Raw genomic sequence first — 17591 nt, 5'->3', positions numbered from 1 at the left:
CCTTAAAAATTTGTTCCCAATGAAAATTCAAAGCTTGATGTATTATCACCCGCTTCTGCATCTATTGCTTTTGAAAAAATAAACTGTAAAGGACCAACCGGTGAAATCCACTCAACTAGGGCACCCGTACCTGAACGTTTAATTTCAGAGAAACTGTCTTTTCCTATCATACCATAGTCGTAAAATACTCCCCATCTCATTTTAGCACTTTTGATTAAAGGAAAACTAAGTTCAAAAGCATTAGTGAATGTTTTTTTATAAGGATCATCGCTAGCACTGTCTTCAGGACCAAAAGCATAAGATTCATAACCTCTTAATGAAGTAGGCCCTCCAAGATAAAAAGATTGTCCTTCTGTAACAAATCCTTTATCAAACAGTACACCTACTTTACTTTTGTATCTAAAAATAGCATCATAATCAATGATATCATTAAAGCCATAAAAATATTTTAAATAAGTAACTGCTTTGTGAAACTTAGCATCTCCGCCAATTCCAGCTACTTCATATGAAGCACCTGCTTTATAACCTTCTCTTGGAACATAATAATCATCTGTATTATCAAAAGACACATAAGGAGTAAAAGAAGAGATATTATAATCTTGATTATTTTTTTTATCAGCTTCTGTACCTGTATAAGCTGTTTTATAATCATATTTTTCATATACCATTTCAAATTTGTATTTTACACCTGCGTACATATGTCTAAAAAAACTTTTCCCAAAACCTAAAGAAATACCTCTTGTTTCTGTATCTAAATCATAATCAGTGTAGTCATATTCTCTTTCTTTATTATAAACTCTAACCTCACCATTGTATTTACTGTCATTTATTGAAGGGTTTTTTAAAGAAACGGCATAGTTATTTTTCTTTTTAGATAAATCTACGGAAAATCCTAAACTAAGTCCTGAACCAAAAATATTTTTATCTGAGATAGAAGCATTGATTAATACTCCATCATAAGAACCATATCCTCCACCTAAGGTTAAACTTCCAGTAGATGCTTCTTGTACTTCAACCAGTAGATTCATTTTAGTATCAGAAATTCTTTGTTCTTTTATTTCTACATTTTCAAAAAAAGAAGAACGCCCTAATTTATTCTTAGAATCTTTTAAATCAGTTAAATTATAAAGATCTCCAGGAGCTAAATAAACATTTCTTCTTACAACTCGATCAAGTGTTCTTGTATTCCCTGAAATAATTACATCATTGATATAAACTTTTTCTCCCGGAATAACATTAAAAACAATGCTAACATTTTTATTTTCACTGTCTTTATTTAAATCATACTTAACTTGTGTAAAAGCATAACCTAAATTTGCAATCTTCGTTTTAATAGCTTCTACATCTTTTCTTAATTTATTAATATCAAAAATATCATCTTTTTCTAATTTTAATACTTCGTATAATTCTTCTACTTTTATTATTGAAGAATCAACATAAATTTTTATCTCATTTGTTGTATATTGAATACCTTCACTTATATTAAAATCCAGTTGTGCTGCATTTGAAGCAAAATCAATAGTCATAAAAGGATCTTTTACTTTAGCATCCAAAAAACCATGTTGATAGTATAAATCATTGATTCTTCTGCTTTCATATGACATTTGATCCAGTTTTAATTCCCCTGAGTTTTGACCAAACCACCAAGACATAAATTCTTCTTCTTTATTGGCAGTAACGTCATCAAAATCATCTTGTTCTAAATACTCAGCCCCAATATAAGAAGCTTTTTTTATAAGTATTTCGTCCCCTTTATTAACATTAAAAGTTAATGCCAAAGAGTCTTCATTTAAAACTTCTTTATCTATTTCTACAACAGAGTTAATATAGCCCTCTTTTTCCAGTTCATTAAGTAAAGATTCTTTTGCTTTTTGAACTCTTTCTTTTGTATACATAGAACCTTTTCTTATACCCATATTTGCGTATAATAATTCCAGTTCACCTTCTGCTGTTTTATATCCCTTAATAACAATATTTGCAATGGAAGGTTTTTCAGTAAAAATAAATTCAATTTGTCCATTGTTGTTAAATACTTGTATATCGTCAAAATAATTAAATGCATAAAACTTTTTTAAAGAATCATTAATATCTTTATCACTAAAGTCCTTACCAGGCTTTAAAAGAATGGTTTCATTAGCGATTTTTGGAGATATTCTTGATAAATTTTTATATGAAATTGACTTAACTGTTTGTGCACTTAAAAGTGTTGCTGTAGCTATTGATAATAATAGAAAACTTTTTTTCACTTTAATCCTTAATTTTGTTATAAAATAAAGCAATTAATATAGCAAAATAAAGTTTATAGATAGATTGAATAAGATATAATAACTCTCATTTTCATAAATAAATAATTGATAAAGAAAAGGATTTACGTGAATATTGGAATAATTGGCTTAGGTTTAATGGGAGGATCCATTGCAAAAGCACTAAAAAAATATAATATTGCTAAGAAAGTCTATGGTTATGCTCACAATGAAAAAACCAAAAAAGAAATAACAGAACTCGCATTGGTTGATGATTTATTAAATATAGAAGAATTAAAAGAAAAATCTGATGTTATTATTTTGGCAATTCCTGTTGATTCAATCATAAAAATGATGCCTTTATTAGAAGGGATCTCAAAAAATACAACGATTATAGACATGGGCTCAACAAAAGAAATTATTACAAAAAATATTCCTGCATCAATAAGAGAAAATTTTGTAGCAGCTCATCCGATGACAGGAAATGAGAAAAATGGTCCAAGTGCTGCTATGCATGAATTATATGAAGGAAAAACAATTGTTTTTTGTGATTTAGAAAAAAATACCAATATTCATGTAAATAAAGCCTTTAAAATTTTCCAAGCCATTGGTATGAGAATTATTGTTATGGATGCTAAAGAACATGATGTCCATGCTTGTTTTATGTCGCATTTACCCCATCTTATTTCTTTTTCACTAGCAAATACTGTTATGTCAAAAGAAGACCCAAAATCAATTATAGCCCTTGCTGCTGGTGGATTTAAAGATATGAGTCGTATTGCCAAATCGTCTCCTGATATGTGGACGGATATTTTTAGACAAAATAAAGAGAATTTATTAGAATCCATTGATATGTTTGAACTTCATATGAAAAAAGTAAAAAGAATGCTTGAAAGTGATGATTATGAGGATTTAAAAGATTGGATGAAAAAAGCCAATACTTTACATGAAATACTTTAATTAATTTAAAGAAGCACTTTTTAGTGCTTCGTACACTCTGATTGCTTGAAAATGCTCTTTAACGTCATGAGTACGTACAATACTTGCACCATTACGTATGGCTTCTAAATGAATAGTTAAGGTCCCAGGGAGCCTATCTTTAACTTCTGTGGGCACAATATCATTGATCATTGATTTTCTACTTGCTGCAATTAATATTTCATAAGGAAAAATTGAAAATTGTTTTAAGTTATTAATTAAAGTAATATTATGCTCCAACGTTTTTCCAAAACCAATACCTACATCTAATATTAAATTTTTAATCCCAAAAGATTTTGCTTTCTTTATTCTTTCTTTAAAAAAAAGCTCAATATCATTTGTAACATTTTTATATTCTGGTTTAATTTGCATGGTTAAAGGAGAGTTTTGCATATGCATTAATACAACTGTTGCGTTGTAAGAAGCTGCCAAGGTACAAACTTCATCATTTGATAAGGCTGTTATATCATTAATAATAGTAAAACCAGCATCTAGGGCATGTTTTAATACCAAAGGCGTATAAGAATCAAGTGAAAATTCAATTAAGTCATACAATTTATGCGTTTTTATCAAAGAAATAAGTTCTTTTAATCTAAGAAATTCTTCTTCTTTTGAAACCAATTTTGAACCAGGCCTAGAAGAAACAGCCCCAATGTCAATAATATCAGCACCATCATCAATCATATTGTATATTTTCTCTACTGCTTTTAGTCCATTAAATCTGGAACCTGTAAAAAAAGAGTCTTCATTTGCATTAATAACTCCCATAATTTTTGTTTTTTTAAACATTAGGTAATTTTTCTTTGAACGAGGGTTAATAATAAGGCAGTAATTATGGAAATAGGGCGAGAATTTAGCTCGAGTAATTTGAGTGCTTTCGAAAATACTTCCAATTCTTTTGAAGAAAGAAGTATTTTCTCTTTTTGCAATTGAAATAAAACATCTTCAACAAGAATCTTTGCATCATTTTTTGTTATTTTTTGCTCTTTTTTTAAAAAAGAATAAAGCGTTTTTAAATCTAAGTTCAAAACATCTAAATCACATTTTTGTCTTTTTATACTTTTTTTAAGAAATTTATGCGGCATTCTTGAAAGAATGGTTGGTAATAAAGAAGACTTTGACGTGGTAATTATTATGAATACAATATTTCGTGGAGGTTCTTCTAAAATCTTGAGCAAAGCATTTTGCGCTTCTTTTCTAAAAGTATTTCCACATAAAATAATTGTTTTTCTTTCATTACTTGCAATATAAGCTTCTTTAATTACTAAATTGGCTTGCTGCAATAAAAAATCATCTTTTTCTATATTTCTAATAATACGAGTATTGTGTTTAGATAAAGAAGATGAAACTATTTCCAGCATTTCATCTATGTCATTAACAATATATATATAAGAAGAATCAATAATCATTTTTGTCCTTAATTCTCTACATTCACTTGCGCAAATAAAGTAGCAGAAATAGTTTTATTATACAAACGAAACATTTGTAAGAGTTTCATATCCAATGCTTCGTCTGAAGATCTTAAATTAAAAGCATCTTGTTGTTCATCATCAAATAACCACAAAAAAGAGTTTTTTGAAATTTTAGGAATTATTGCTCTTGAATCTTGTCCACGTCCTATATACCAGAAACAATAGCCATTAGGGAAAGAGATATTTAACATATCTTTAATATAAGAAATATCATCTTCATTTTTCACTTGCTCTAATTTTGAATAAAAGGACTTAAAATCATAAAAAGGCAAATAAGGTCTGTGCAGTGTTTTATGATTTATATTGCTTAAACAATAGTTTAAAAACCATTCTCTATCACTGTCAGTAATAACAATAACAGAGCACCCTTTATCTAAGATATTTACAATTGATTTAGATACTAAAGGAGTCCAATCAAATTTTCGCTCCTCTAACCATGGTGCTAAAAGTTTGTCTTCTCTTATTGTATCAACGGTCCAATTAATAAATTCTTGCACTATTATTTATCCAAGTTGTAAGCATCATGCAAAGCGCGAACTGCTAGTTCTGCATATTTTTGGCTAATAATCATTGATATTTTAATTTCAGACGTAGAAATAATTCTGATATTAATATTTTCTTTTGCCATAGCAGAAAAAGCTTTAGCAGCAACACCTGTATGAGACTTCATTCCAACACCAACAACAGATACTTTACACACATCTTCATTGTAATCAATATTTTCAACATCTTCTTCAAATATTTTCATTACGCTTTCACATGTTTCTAAATCGTCTGTAGGAATAGTAAAATCAAGGTCTGTTCTTCCATCAACTGCTACTGTTTGCACAATCATATCAACATTGATATCAGCACTTGCAAGAGCTGTAAAAATAGTAGCAGCAATTCCAGGAATATCTCTAACCTTATACATTCCTACTCTGATTTGATTTCTATCTAATGCGATTCCACTGACTAAGGGTTTTTCCATAATATTTTCTTCCTTTGTAATTAAGGTTCCTTCAACTTCAGGAGTAAAAGAACTTCTTGATACTAAATTTACATTTAATTTTTTTGCCATTTCTACGGATCTGTTTTGTAAAACTTTTGCACCCAAAGATGCTAATTCCAACATCTCATCGTAAGAAATCATATCCAATTTTTTTGCTTTTGGTTCAATTCTAGGGTCTGTAGTATAAATACCATCTACATCAGTATATATTTCACAAACATCCGCTTTAATAGCACCTGCAATTGCAACTGCTGTTAAATCACTCCCACCTCTCCCCAATGTTGAGATACGTCCATCTTTAGTTACACCTTGAAAACCTGCAACGATTACTACTTTACCTTCTTTAATCGCATGAGCCATATTTTTTGTATCAATATGTTCTATTCTTGCTTTTGTATGTGAATTATCAGTAACAATTCCTGCTTCTCTTCCACTCATTGATGTAGCTACATATCCTTGTTCATTTAAAGCAATAGATAATAATGCTGACGTCACTCGTTCACCTGAACTTAAAAGCATGTCCAGCTCGTGAGATGTAGGTTTTTTAGCAAATGTATTTGCGTATTCAATTAATTTATTGGTTTCACCACTCATTGCTGAAACTACTGCAATTACATCGTGACCTTCGTTTTTTATTTTTTTAATAATTTCTGCGACATTTTGTATTCGGTCCAGTGTTCCAACACTAGTACCACCAAATTTTAGTACTTTTAACATAAACTCTTCCCTTTTTTAAATATAACCTTCTTTTTTAAAGTATTTTAAAACTTCTGTATACACAGTACGTTTAAAAACACTTATATGCTCATAAATATCTGAGCTTTTTACAAATTTAAATTCATTAAATTCTGGTATTTCGGTATTAATATTGATTTTAGCATTCTTATTTAATTTAACCAAATAATATTTTTGTATTTGTCCATCATACGGTTTCATTTTTAACGCAAGCTCACTTGGAAAATCATAACTTATCCAAGAAGGATATTCTGCAATTATTTTTATATCAGAAGTGCCAATTTCTTCTTCAAGCTCTCTGTACAAAGCTTCTTCAGGTGTTTCACCTTCGTTGATTCCACCTTGTGGAAATTGCCAAGCATCTTTGATATCACATCTTGATGCAATAAAGATTTCAAATTTATTAGGATAATTTTCACTTAAAATTACAGCGGCTACATTTTTTCTATAGTTTTTTGTTTTATTTAATTGTTTCGTTTTATCTATCATAAATCTAGTTTTCCTTATAATTAGCGCGAAATTATATTAAAATTAGGATTAAGAATTGCTTTTATACATACATATACCCTTTTGTGACAGTAAATGTTACTACTGTGCATTTAACTCTTATGTCGATAAATTTAAGCTAAAAGTAGCTTATATGAAGGCTTTAGAAGAACAATTAGAACATGACATAGATTTGTACTTAAAAAATACTGATAAAAAAATAGAAACGGTTTTCATAGGAGGAGGAACGCCTTCTTGCGTTGAAGCATCTTTGTATGAAAAAGTCTTTAAAATCATTAAACCTTATTTAATAAAGGACATAGAAATAACCACTGAAGCCAATCCCAATTCTGCAACAAAAGAATGGCAAGAAGCTATGAAAGCACATGGGGTAAATAGAATCTCTTTTGGGGTTCAAAGTTTCAAAGATCACAAGTTAAAAGCTTTGGGTCGTGCGCATAAGTCTATATCTGCTATAAGTGCTATACAAAATGCAGCTTGTATAGGTTTTAAAGGTATTAACTGCGATATAATATATGGTGTCAAAGGAGACACTTTTGAGTCAATTAAAGAAGATTTAGACATAATAAGAACACTTCCAATTACTCACTTAAGTGCCTACAGTTTAATCATAGAAGAGGGTACAAAGTTTTTTAATAAGTCCTATATGAAAATAGATGATGAAGAGCTTTCTTATCAAATATTTGATGAAATAAAAAGTATGGGTTTAGAACAATATGAAATATCAAATTTTGCAATTAATGAAGAAAGTAAATCATCTCATAATTTTGGATACTGGCAACATAAAGAATATTTAGGAATAGGAACAGGTGCTGTTGGATATATTAATAAACAAAGACTTTACCCTCTTAAAGATATTGAAAAATATATAGAAACACCTTTGTTTAAAGATATAGAGATTTTGAGTGATGATGATATAAAAACAGAGAAAATTCTTTTAGGTTTAAGGTCACAAGTGGGTGTAAATAAATCTTTATTAAATAAAGAAGAATTAAAACGAGCAGAATTTTTAATAAGTGAAAATAAGTTGAGTGAAAAAAATGGCACAATATACAATAAGAACTATTTATTAAGTGATGAAGTAGTTTTGTATATCTTAGATTAAAAAGCATGGATTTAATAAACTCAAAATAAAAAAAGATATAATATATTTTCAAAAGAAGATCTTTTGAATAAAGGCAAGAAGCAATGACGATAAAGAATACGGTAAAAGAATATGCAAAACATTTAGTAAATATCACCCATATACCAGCAAAAGAAGTTGAAATATTAATACTGCATCTTCTTTCTAAAAATATTATTTGGTTGCATTTAAATTATAATGAAGAATTTTCAAAAGAAAAAGAGTTAAAAGAATTGGTAGAAAAAAGAAAAAAGAATTTTCCACTTGAATACCTTACGAACAAGGCTTCTTTTTATGGAGAACAATTTCATGTGCAAGAGGGTGTTTTAATACCCAGACCAGAAACAGAACTATTAATTGAGAAAGTACTTCCTATTTTAGAAAAAATAGCCAATCCCAAAATAATTGAGATAGGTGTTGGTTCTGGAATAATTTCAGTGATGTTAGCACGTTTAATTCCAAATATTTCTATTATTGCAGTAGATATTAATGATAAAGCATTGGAACTTGCAAAAAAGAATGCTAAGTATCATGAAGTTGAGCATAAAATTACATTTTTACACTCAAATCTATTTGAAAATATCAAAGAAGATACTTATGATATGGTGGTTTCAAATCCTCCTTATATCAAAAATAATTTTGATTTAGAAAAAAATGTAAGATATGAACCATCTAATGCACTATTTGGAGGAGAAGAGGGAGATGAACTTCTCAAGAAGATAATAATAGCAACCAAGAATAGAAATATACAATACCTAGCTTGCGAAATGGGTTATGATCAAGAAAAACCTTTAAGAAGCTTTATAAACAAGTTTGAATATAAAAAATTAGAATTTTACAAAGATTATGAAAACTTTGATCGAGGTTTTACTCTTTCATTCAAAAAATAAAAAAATAAGGATATACATGTTTAAAGAATTTAATTTAGATAATTTAGAAAACTCAAAAGATACATTAAAAATATATATAGAAGAATCAAAAAATAAAATTGAAGCACTTTTAGAAATACCAAATAAAGACTATAACAATTTTGTAAAACCATATCAAGAAGTAGGGGAGAACTTAAATGAATTTATTACACCCATTTTTCATATTGACTCTGTTAAAAATTCTGAATTAACACAAAAAGTTTATGAAGAATGTCTTCCACTTATATCTATTTATGAAACTGAGCTAAGTCAAAATGACAGTATTTATAGAGCTATAAAAGATATACAGGATAAGTATAAAACCTCTTTAAATGATATACAAAATAAAGTTCTTGAAAATGAAATAAAAGATTTTAAACTAAGTGGTTCTCATTTAAATCAAGAAAAGAAAGATATTTTAAAAGAATTAAATTTAAAACTTTCTACTCTCTCTCAAAAGTTTTCACAAAATTTATTGGATGCAACAAATGCTTATGAATTAATTATTGAAGAAGAAGATGCAGTAAAAGAAATTCCTAAATCAGATTTGGAATTGGCACGTTTTGAAGAAGAAGGAAAAACAAAATATAAATTCACTTTACAAATGCCTTCATATATTGCGTATATTACTTATGGTACATCTAGAGTTTACAGAGAAGAAATATACAAAGCGTATTGCACAAGAGCACCACAAAATGCAAAAATAATTGAAGAGATTTTGGCACTAAAAAATGAAAAAGTTACTATTCTTGGTTTTTCTTCTTATTCTGCCTATTCATTAATGAGCAAAATGGCCACAAGTGAAGAGGAAGTTATTTCATTTTTAGAGGAACTTGGTGAAAAAGCTATAGGTTCTGCCTCAAAAGAATTAGATGAAATAAGAGAACTTGCATTAAAAGATGGGCTTAAAGATATACAAACTTATGATCTTGCCTATTATTCAGAAATACTAAAAAAAGAAAAATATGATATTGATGAAGAATATTACAGACCCTATTTTGAACAAGACTCTGTTTTAAAAGGCTTTTTTAACTTTTTAAACAAAATTTTTGAAGTAGAGTTCAAAGAAGTCAAAGAAAAAGCTTGGGACGATAAAGTAAAAGTTTATGACTTATATGAAAACAATATTCTCTCTTCTCGTATATATATTGATTTAGAAGCTAGGAAGGACAAAAGAGGGGGTGCATGGATGAATAACTGGCATACTCATTATATTGATGCCAAGGGCAAAAAACACCTTCCTACGGCTTATATTGTTTGTAATTTTCCTACTTCTACTGAAACTACAAAATCTCTTTTAAGACACAGTGATGTTGTAACCTTATTTCATGAAATGGGACATGCTTTACATCACTTATTATCTCGTGTTGAAGAACCTTATGTATCAGGGATATCGGGGGTTACTTGGGATACAGTAGAATTCCCTTCTCAGTTTTTGGAGTATTTTTCTTACGATAAAGAAGTATTAAAACTTTTTGCTTTTCATCATGAAACAAAAGAAGTATTAAGCGATGAAGCCATTGATAAAATAATAAAAGCAAAAAACTTTCAAAGCTCACTTGCTACAATTAGGCAAGTAGAATTTGCATTATTTGATTTTAAGATGTATCAAAAAGCTGGTTTAAATGAGCAAGAAACGCAAGATTTACTTGATTCATTACGAAAAAAGTACTCCACTTTATTGCCACCTTCATATAATAAATTTCAAAATGGTTTTGCACATATCTTTGCAGGTGGTTATTCGGCTGGTTATTATTCCTATAAATGGGCAGAAGTTTTAAGTGCAGATGCTTTTTATATGTTTATAGATTCCAAAAAAATTCTTAATAAAGAATTGGCTTTAAAATACAAAGAAAATATTTTGCAAAAGGGTGGTTCAATTGATATGGACAAACTATTTTTTAATTTAACAAATAGGACTCCAAATGTTGATTCTCTTTTGAAAATTGATGGTATTATTAGTTAAATTTTGCAATAATACATCTTTATATATATAACAAGGATTTTTAATGAACAACTCAGAAACAATAGCAAAATTAAGCGATGCTTTAAATACACTAATAGGTGCCTATGAAGATTTACAAAATGAGAATAACTCACTTAAAAATACAATTGAAGAACTTGAAGATGCAAAAAATGAACTAGAAAGTAATATTAATAATCTAAAAGATGATAAAGTAAGTTTAGAAGATAATTTAGACAATATACAAGACAATAACCAAAAAGAGAATACCAATATTAATTCAATGCTTGGGAAAATACAAAACTTACTTGGAAATAAACAAGTAGGGGATGTTATAAAAAATGAAACCCCTTCTTTTGAAGAAGAAAAGAATGACTTTGCTTTAAATACAGAAAATATTTTTGATGCTGTTGAAAAAGAAGATGTAAACGAAGAAGAGAAAAACAAAGATATTATTGAAAATAAAGTAGAAAATATTGTTTTAAGTGTAAATAATAATACCCCTATAAACAACGAACAGAAAAAACAAGATGATGGTAAACTCGACCTTAATAGAATGGCATCTTTATTAAATGGATTTAAATAATTAATGTTAACCCAAATAAATAAGACACTTTTATTTACTACTTTTGGGGTTGAAGATTTTAATTCTTTGGAGAAAAGTGTTGATAATATGGCACCTTCTCTTGCTGAGTATTATTTAGCTGATTTATGCTCTTTTAATGAAAACAACTATTTAAATAAAAAAGACATAGAAAAGAGTTTTTCTTTTGGTGAGTATACTTTGTATTTGGATTACAATGAAGATATTTATCTTGAAACTGATTTAAGCCAAGAAGAGACAACAAGTCTTTGGTAGAATATTTTATTACTATTCGTTATAAAGTAATGAAAGCATTAAGACTGTGAAAATTTATGTTTTCATCAATTAGAATTTAATAATACGATTAGGTTAAACAATGAGATATGAAATAGATTTTTTGAACACTTTTGATAAAACCTTCCTTTTCTGGATACAAAACTTTATACGTTCTAAATTAACCACCTTATCAAACAGGCAAGTTAACGATAAAGATGTATTTCAAAAAATACTCAAAACCTTAAGTCAAGAACTAAATTCTATGGAAGAATTAAAAACACTTGCAAAACAAGCTAGAAGCATTGGACTAATTGGTATCAATACTTATATTAATCCTGTTGAGAAACTTTATTATGAATTTATTAAGTTAGGCTTTGCTTCTATGAAAGAAATTGATGAAGAATTTATTATTGATTTTTTAGCGGTTCATACGTCTTCTTTATCTGATGCCAGTAAAAAAAACTACCGTATGGCGATTATTGCATTGTTTAAATATATTGATAAACAAAACCAAGATCAGAATGAAAACTCTTATGTTTATAATATTGAGCTGAAGAATTGGGCAGGTTTAGGAGGTACACGAGGTTCAAAACTTCCTACGTTTATGCACGATGCAGAGATAAAACGCTTCTTGGAGGCTGTGGAGACAACACCTTTTAAGCCCTATTCTCTTGCAAAAAACAGGTTATTGATAAAAATCATTTTATACACAGGAATGAGAGTATCAGAAGCACTTGGAATCAAAAGAAAAGACATGTATTTAGAAAATCAATATTATGTTATAAAAATCTCTGGGAAAGGAAATAAACAAAGAATTGCAATGATTCATGAAAAATACATACAAAAAGATTTAAATGAATACCAAGAATATCAAGACGGTTCTGCTTTACTTTTTATTTCAAGAACAGGAAAAGCTTTAACACAACCTTATGTCTCGTATATAATGGATAAAATTCTTTTGCAAGCAGGAATTAGAAAAGACAAAAATGGCGCTCATATGTTAAGGCATACTTTTGCAACACGTTTATATAAAAAAAATAAAGATTTGATTTTAGTTCAAGAAGCATTGGGACATGCTGATTTAAATACTTCAAGAATTTATACGCATTTTGATCAAGACAGATTAAAAGCAGCAACATCTGTTATGGATGATTTATAAATTTATCTTCTTTTAGAAAAAGCCATAATACTTTTTGCAATATCGTCTAAATGAACAATATCTTTTACAGCCCCACTCGCAATCGCTTTTGCAGGCATTCCAAAAACAACACAAGATTCTTCATTTTGAGCGAGGGTATAAATACCATTATCATGCATTTCTTTCATAGCAATTGTACCATCATCTCCCATACCTGTCATCATTACAGCCATTGCACTTGAGCCAACAACATTATTAATTGAACGAAACATTACATTTACGCTTGGTTTATGAAAAGAAACCTTTTTGGTATCTAATAATTCAACAATATATTCTTTGTTTATTTTTTTAATTGTCATATGCATATTCCCAGGAGCTAAATAAGCATGGCCATTTTTAAGAACCATTCCATTTTTTGCTTCTCTTACATTAATTAAAGAATGGTCATTTAACCTGTGGGCAAATGAATTTGAAAAGCCATAGGGTATATGTTGTGTCATGACAATAGGGGGTAAATCCCCACTTAATTTAGAAAAAACTTGTAAAAGTGAGTCAACTCCACCAGTTGAACTTCCAATTGCAATAACTTTAGAACCTGGTAATAAAGCAGGTTTGCTCTTAATTACTTCATCCGGATGTACTTTGTAAGTTGGCTCAGCCGTTTTAACTATTCTAGTTCCTTTTGGTTTTTTCAAGGTATATCTTTTTAGTAAAAAAGTAAGATTTAAAAGTGTTTCTTTAATATTTTCTTGAAAAGTAGCTAAGGATTCCCCTGGACTTGGTTTAGGAATAAAGCCAACAGCTCCATCATCAAAAATATCATTGCCTCGTTCACTTTCACTTGAAATTACAACAGCAGGCATAGCATGTAAACGCATTAGATTACGCAAAAAAACGGCACCGTCCATTTTGGGCATATTAAGATCAATTGTAACCAAATCAGGTTCATATTCTTTAATCTTATCTCTTGCTTCAAAAGCATCATCAGCTGAAGCAACTACTTCAAATTCGTCAATTGAATTAATCATGTCTTCTAACATTATTCTCATTGACTTAGAATCGTCAACAACTAATACGGTATACATTTACACTCCTAAAATAATTCTATTTCCATTTCAGGCTCTGCAGTGTCATCTCCAAATAAATCAACACCTTTTGAATATTCTTTAATAACAGGCTCTTTGGTAATTTCTTTTTGAAGATTTCTTTCATCTTTTGCAATTTCTGCATCAGTAGCTGATTTGCTGGTTACTTTAATATAGGTACTAAACTCATTCGTTAATAAGATCAAACGACCGTGTTCGCCTCTTGTATGTTCAGATAAAAGTTTAAAACCTTCAGTTTTGCAAAAATCTTTTGCAAATTCAACATTTCTATGCCCTATTGACCCCATGCCACCACCAATATTTAATTGCATAATATCTGCGCCACCGCTTATTTTTGCATACATATTATTTTTAGAACATCCCATTTTATACATCTCATTTAACATGGCTTCAACAGAATACAAACCATATTTCATATCATTGTTTGAATTTTGAGTACTTGGAAGTAAAAAATGGTTCATTGCTCTTATCTTTTTAACTTTATCAAAAAACATAATAGCAACACAAGAACCAAGAAGCGTTTTAAAAGCAATATTATCAATATCTTGTGCCACAGCAAACTCTCCACCAATTACGGTGTGAGCATTGTAACCTTTTATTTTTTGAGTAAACCTAGTATTAGAAGCTTTTTCAATACTTCCGTCTTTATGTCCAATAACAACCACTAGATTTCCTTATTTTTTATAAAAATATTTTGGCCCACTCTATCCACATAAGAAATTAAATCTTGAGGATTCTCTGAGTGTCCTAAATATAATGTTCCCCCAATTTTGAGGTGTTTAAAAAGTTTTTTTAATATTTTATTTTGATCTTGAGTTGAAAAATATATTAAAACATTTCGACAAAATACAACATCAAACTGATTAGAAGAAAATGGATATACATTATCATTTAAATTCATTGCTTGGAAAGAAACCATTTTTTGTAATTCTGGTTTTGTTTTAATCAGTATTTCTTCACTTGCTAATGTTTTGTTTACTCTTTTTTTAAAATATTTAGAAGGTTTAATCCAAGAAGGAAATTCTTTAGAAGATTTCGAAAAACGATATACCCCATTGGCAGCATATTGTAGAACATTGGTATCAATATCTGTAGCAATTATTGAAGCAGAGTATCTACAGTTATGTTCTTCTTGCGCTTCAAGTACTGTCATCGCCATAGAATAGGGTTCTTCCCCAGTAGAAGATGCAGAACAATACATTTTAATATTATCACCTGCTTTAAAAGAAGGAAGAACCCTGTCTTTTAAATCTTCAAAATGAAAGTCTTCTCTAAAAAAGTGTGTTTTATTTGTAGTAAAAGAGTTAATAAACTCTGTAGTATTATGACCTTCTTTAATAGAATCCAATAACTCCTCTAAATCACCAGAAAAACTGGTATCACGTCTGAGTTTATGTAGTCTATTAGCAATCATAATGTCTTTATTCTCAGAGAGAGTAATTCCCGTCAAAGAATAAAGAAGTTTTTTTACTTTTTCATGTAAATGAAGGGTATTTTCTTCCATTATGAAGCTCTTTTAGAATCAGTTACACCCTTATCAACTTTTAATTGTGCATTAATAATTCCAAGAATATCAAGAATTAAACCAATACTTCCATCTCCTCTAACCGTTGCAGCACCAATACCTTCTACTGCTCTGAAGTTTTTATCTAATGGTTTTACAACAACTTGATGTTGATCTAAAAATTCATCAATTGAAATAGCAACTTTTGTAGTTCCTGATTTAACAACAATTAACATACCATCTTCTAAATTATCAAATGTTCTCTCAACTCCAAATAAATTATGTAGTCTAACTACTGGAATAAATTCTTCTCTTAACATCAATAAATCTTGACTTCCGTCACCAATTTTTTTAATCATTTCAGCTGTAGGCTGAAGAGATTCTACAATTGAACTTAATGGTAAAATATATTTTTGATTTCCAACAGCAATATCTAAACCATCTAAAATAGCTAAAGTAAGAGGTAACATAATTGTAATAGTAGTACCCTCACCTATTTCCGTATCAAGTTTAAGAGCACCACCAAGTTTATGAATATTGGTTTTAACAACATCCATTCCAACTCCACGACCAGAAATATCAGTTACTTGATCAGCAGTAGAAACACCTGCTCCAAAAACAAGCATGGCTTTTTCATTTTTTGTCATAGTATTAAATTCGTTTTCGTCAATTAATCCATTTTCCAGGGCTTTTGCAGCAACTTTTTCATAATCAATACCTTTACCATCATCTTCAATAGTAATAATCATTTGACCATTTGCTTGTTCAGCAGAAATAGTTATAATACCAACTTCATCTTTTCCAGCTTTAACTCTATCTTCTGGTATTTCTAAACCATGATCAAGAGAATTTCTAATAATATGCATCAATGGATCAGTTAAACCTTCAATCATTGCTTTATCAATTTCAACATTATCACCAAAATGTTTAAATTCTACTTTTTTAGAAAGTTTTTTAGAAATATCTCTTACAACTTTTGGAAATTTAGAGTAAATAGATTCCATTGGAACCATACGAATACTCATAATTGAATCTTGCATGTCTCTTATATGTCTCTCGAGTAACTCTAAACGCTCAAGAACTGAGTTTCTCGTTTTTGTATCATCAATGGTTGAAGTAAATTGAGTCAACATAGCATTTGTAATAACTAAATCTCCAACATTATTCATTAATAAATCAATTTTATCAAGATTTACTCTGATATTATTAGTAGATGATGCTTTTTTCATAGGTTTTTCTTTAGTATCATCAGCTTTTTTAACAGCAGCTACTGGGGCTTTTACTACTTCTGCACTTTTTTGCACAACTACTTCTTGAGAAGGACTTTGTGCTTGCATTTCTGAAGCAGGTGTCACAGCAGGAACATCATCAAAAAATCCAAAGTTGTCTTCTTCTTGATGTTCTTTTAATTTTTTTGTTTCAGTATTTTTAGAAATTTCTTCTAATTCATCATCAAAAAATCCAAAAGCATCATTACTAGTATCATTAGAAATATCATCATCAGCAAAAATACCGTAAGGTTTTTTATTTTGAGTGTTTTCTAAATCATCATCAAAGAAACCAAAGTTATCATTTTCTTCATGAACAGGTGCTTTTACAGAAGGTGTAGCAACAGGAGCGACAGGAGCTACTGCTTCTGTTTCTACTGTACCTTCAGAATATGCATTAATAACAACAAGTTGTGCAGCAGTTCTTTCTACAAAGATTTCTTCGCTTAACTCATTATCAACTTCTAATTCCAGCAATTCTTTCATTATGTCTATAGCATCAATCAATGCACCTGCCATTTCAGGCAAATATTCAATTTTATGATTTCTTAGTTTGTCCATTAAGTTTTCAACACTATGAGTAAACTTAGCAAAAAGTGTTAATTCAACAGAGGCACCACTACCTTTTAAGGTATGTACATCACGAAACAATTGTCCCATTTCTTCTTCAGTTAAAGAGCCATTAGCTTCTGCTGATAATAATACATTATCTGCTGATTCAAAAAGTTCTTCGGCTTCTTCTACGAACATTTCTCTATATTTTGAAATATCAAATGACATGATTTACCTTTCAGTT

17 protein-coding genes are annotated in these 17591 nt (G+C 29.3%); 7 read left to right on the top strand and 10 right to left on the bottom strand.

The window, feature by feature from the left end:
- Positions 1-2: 2 nt before the first annotated feature.
- Positions 3-2246, bottom strand: coding sequence for an outer membrane protein assembly factor BamA (bamA, locus tag HRT41_07255; GenBank protein ID NQY23816.1), 2244 nt, complete (start codon positions 2244-2246; stop codon positions 3-5).
- Between the two features lie 126 nt (positions 2247-2372).
- Here bamA and HRT41_07250 point away from each other — a divergent pair, with 126 nt between their 5' ends.
- The gene (locus HRT41_07250) at positions 2373-3203 is read left to right on the top strand and encodes a prephenate dehydrogenase (GenBank protein NQY23815.1); all 831 of its coding nucleotides are present in this window, start codon (positions 2373-2375) and stop codon (positions 3201-3203) included.
- Here the strand turns inward: HRT41_07250 and folP are convergent, their stop codons facing one another.
- From folP to HRT41_07225, 5 genes are read right to left on the bottom strand one after another with little or no spacing between them, the layout of a single operon-like run.
- On the bottom strand, positions 3204-4010 hold the full coding sequence (folP, locus tag HRT41_07245; GenBank protein NQY23814.1) for a dihydropteroate synthase: 807 nt from the start codon (positions 4008-4010) through the stop codon (positions 3204-3206). It abuts the gene before it with no gap.
- Positions 4010-4630, bottom strand: coding sequence for a DNA polymerase III subunit delta' (locus HRT41_07240; protein ID NQY23813.1), 621 nt, complete (start codon positions 4628-4630; stop codon positions 4010-4012). Before HRT41_07240 ends, folP begins: the two co-directional genes overlap by 1 nt.
- Before the next feature lie 8 nt (positions 4631-4638).
- Complete coding sequence (locus tag HRT41_07235) at positions 4639-5190, bottom strand: hypothetical protein (protein NQY23812.1); 552 nt, start codon at positions 5188-5190, stop codon at positions 4639-4641.
- Positions 5191-5192: 2 nt separating this feature from the next.
- The gene (locus HRT41_07230) at positions 5193-6401 is read right to left on the bottom strand and encodes an aspartate kinase (protein NQY23811.1); all 1209 of its coding nucleotides are present in this window, start codon (positions 6399-6401) and stop codon (positions 5193-5195) included.
- Positions 6402-6416: 15 nt separating this feature from the next.
- Complete coding sequence (locus HRT41_07225; protein ID NQY23810.1) at positions 6417-6908, bottom strand: RNA pyrophosphohydrolase; 492 nt, start codon at positions 6906-6908, stop codon at positions 6417-6419.
- Between the two features lie 55 nt (positions 6909-6963).
- Here HRT41_07225 and HRT41_07220 point away from each other — a divergent pair, with 55 nt between their 5' ends.
- The 6 genes from HRT41_07220 to HRT41_07195 all read left to right on the top strand — a co-directional run bounded on the left by HRT41_07220 (position 6964) and on the right by HRT41_07195 (position 12938).
- The gene (locus HRT41_07220) at positions 6964-8031 is read left to right on the top strand and encodes a coproporphyrinogen III oxidase family protein (protein NQY23809.1); all 1068 of its coding nucleotides are present in this window, start codon (positions 6964-6966) and stop codon (positions 8029-8031) included.
- 83 nt (positions 8032-8114) lie between these two features.
- Positions 8115-8939, top strand: coding sequence for a peptide chain release factor N(5)-glutamine methyltransferase (prmC, locus tag HRT41_07215; protein NQY23808.1), 825 nt, complete (start codon positions 8115-8117; stop codon positions 8937-8939).
- A gap of 16 nt (positions 8940-8955) precedes the next feature.
- On the top strand, positions 8956-10923 hold the full coding sequence (locus HRT41_07210) for a M3 family metallopeptidase (GenBank protein NQY23807.1): 1968 nt from the start codon (positions 8956-8958) through the stop codon (positions 10921-10923).
- Positions 10924-10966: 43 nt separating this feature from the next.
- The gene (locus tag HRT41_07205; GenBank protein NQY23806.1) at positions 10967-11506 is read left to right on the top strand and encodes a hypothetical protein; all 540 of its coding nucleotides are present in this window, start codon (positions 10967-10969) and stop codon (positions 11504-11506) included.
- A gap of 3 nt (positions 11507-11509) precedes the next feature.
- The gene (locus HRT41_07200) at positions 11510-11779 is read left to right on the top strand and encodes a hypothetical protein (GenBank protein NQY23805.1); all 270 of its coding nucleotides are present in this window, start codon (positions 11510-11512) and stop codon (positions 11777-11779) included.
- A gap of 100 nt (positions 11780-11879) precedes the next feature.
- Positions 11880-12938, top strand: a complete 1059-nt coding sequence (locus HRT41_07195) for a tyrosine-type recombinase/integrase (protein NQY23804.1) — start codon at positions 11880-11882, stop codon at positions 12936-12938.
- A 2-nt stretch (positions 12939-12940) separates the two neighbouring features.
- Here HRT41_07195 and cheB read toward each other — a convergent pair whose 3' ends face one another.
- Genes cheB through HRT41_07175 form a run of 4 tightly spaced genes read right to left on the bottom strand, consistent with a single transcriptional unit; the run spans position 12941 to position 17575 of the window.
- Positions 12941-14002, bottom strand: coding sequence for a chemotaxis-specific protein-glutamate methyltransferase CheB (gene cheB, locus HRT41_07190; GenBank protein ID NQY23803.1), 1062 nt, complete (start codon positions 14000-14002; stop codon positions 12941-12943).
- 8 nt (positions 14003-14010) lie between these two features.
- Positions 14011-14688 (bottom strand): chemotaxis protein CheD, encoded by a 678-nt coding sequence (locus tag HRT41_07185; protein NQY23802.1) that lies wholly within the window; start codon positions 14686-14688, stop codon positions 14011-14013.
- Positions 14688-15530, bottom strand: coding sequence for a protein-glutamate O-methyltransferase CheR (locus tag HRT41_07180; GenBank protein NQY23801.1), 843 nt, complete (start codon positions 15528-15530; stop codon positions 14688-14690). The genes HRT41_07185 and HRT41_07180 overlap by 1 nt, the downstream gene beginning before the upstream one ends.
- Positions 15527-17575 carry a chemotaxis protein CheA gene (locus HRT41_07175; protein ID NQY23800.1) on the bottom strand — a complete coding sequence of 683 codons (2049 nt, stop codon included), beginning with the start codon at positions 17573-17575 and terminating at the stop codon, positions 15527-15529. The genes HRT41_07180 and HRT41_07175 overlap by 4 nt, the downstream gene beginning before the upstream one ends.
- Positions 17576-17591 lie beyond the last annotated feature (16 nt).

Source organism: Campylobacteraceae bacterium (assembly GCA_013215945.1).
Classification (GTDB): Bacteria; Campylobacterota; Campylobacteria; order Campylobacterales; family Arcobacteraceae; genus NORP36.
The sequence above is the reverse complement of the archived record's forward strand: the minus strand, read 5'-3'. Positions and strand labels throughout refer to the sequence as shown.

Excerpts from the sequence above, each read along its gene's own strand:
- HRT41_07175 (NQY23800.1), bottom strand. The coding sequence starts at position 17,575 with ATGTCATTTGATATTTCAAAATATAGAGAAATGTTCGTAGAAGAAGCC.
- HRT41_07195 (NQY23804.1), top strand. The coding sequence starts at position 11,880 with ATGAGATATGAAATAGATTTTTTGAACACTTTTGATAAAACCTTCCTT.
- prmC (NQY23808.1), top strand. The coding sequence starts at position 8,115 with ATGACGATAAAGAATACGGTAAAAGAATATGCAAAACATTTAGTAAAT.
- HRT41_07230 (NQY23811.1), bottom strand. The coding sequence starts at position 6,401 with ATGTTAAAAGTACTAAAATTTGGTGGTACTAGTGTTGGAACACTGGAC.
- HRT41_07200 (NQY23805.1), top strand. The coding sequence starts at position 11,510 with ATGTTAACCCAAATAAATAAGACACTTTTATTTACTACTTTTGGGGTT.
- folP (NQY23814.1), bottom strand. The coding sequence starts at position 4,010 with ATGTTTAAAAAAACAAAAATTATGGGAGTTATTAATGCAAATGAAGAC.
- HRT41_07205 (NQY23806.1), top strand. The coding sequence starts at position 10,967 with ATGAACAACTCAGAAACAATAGCAAAATTAAGCGATGCTTTAAATACA.
- cheB (NQY23803.1), bottom strand. The coding sequence starts at position 14,002 with ATGTATACCGTATTAGTTGTTGACGATTCTAAGTCAATGAGAATAATG.
- HRT41_07225 (NQY23810.1), bottom strand. The coding sequence starts at position 6,908 with ATGATAGATAAAACGAAACAATTAAATAAAACAAAAAACTATAGAAAA.
- HRT41_07240 (NQY23813.1), bottom strand. The coding sequence starts at position 4,630 with ATGATTATTGATTCTTCTTATATATATATTGTTAATGACATAGATGAA.
- HRT41_07210 (NQY23807.1), top strand. The coding sequence starts at position 8,956 with ATGTTTAAAGAATTTAATTTAGATAATTTAGAAAACTCAAAAGATACA.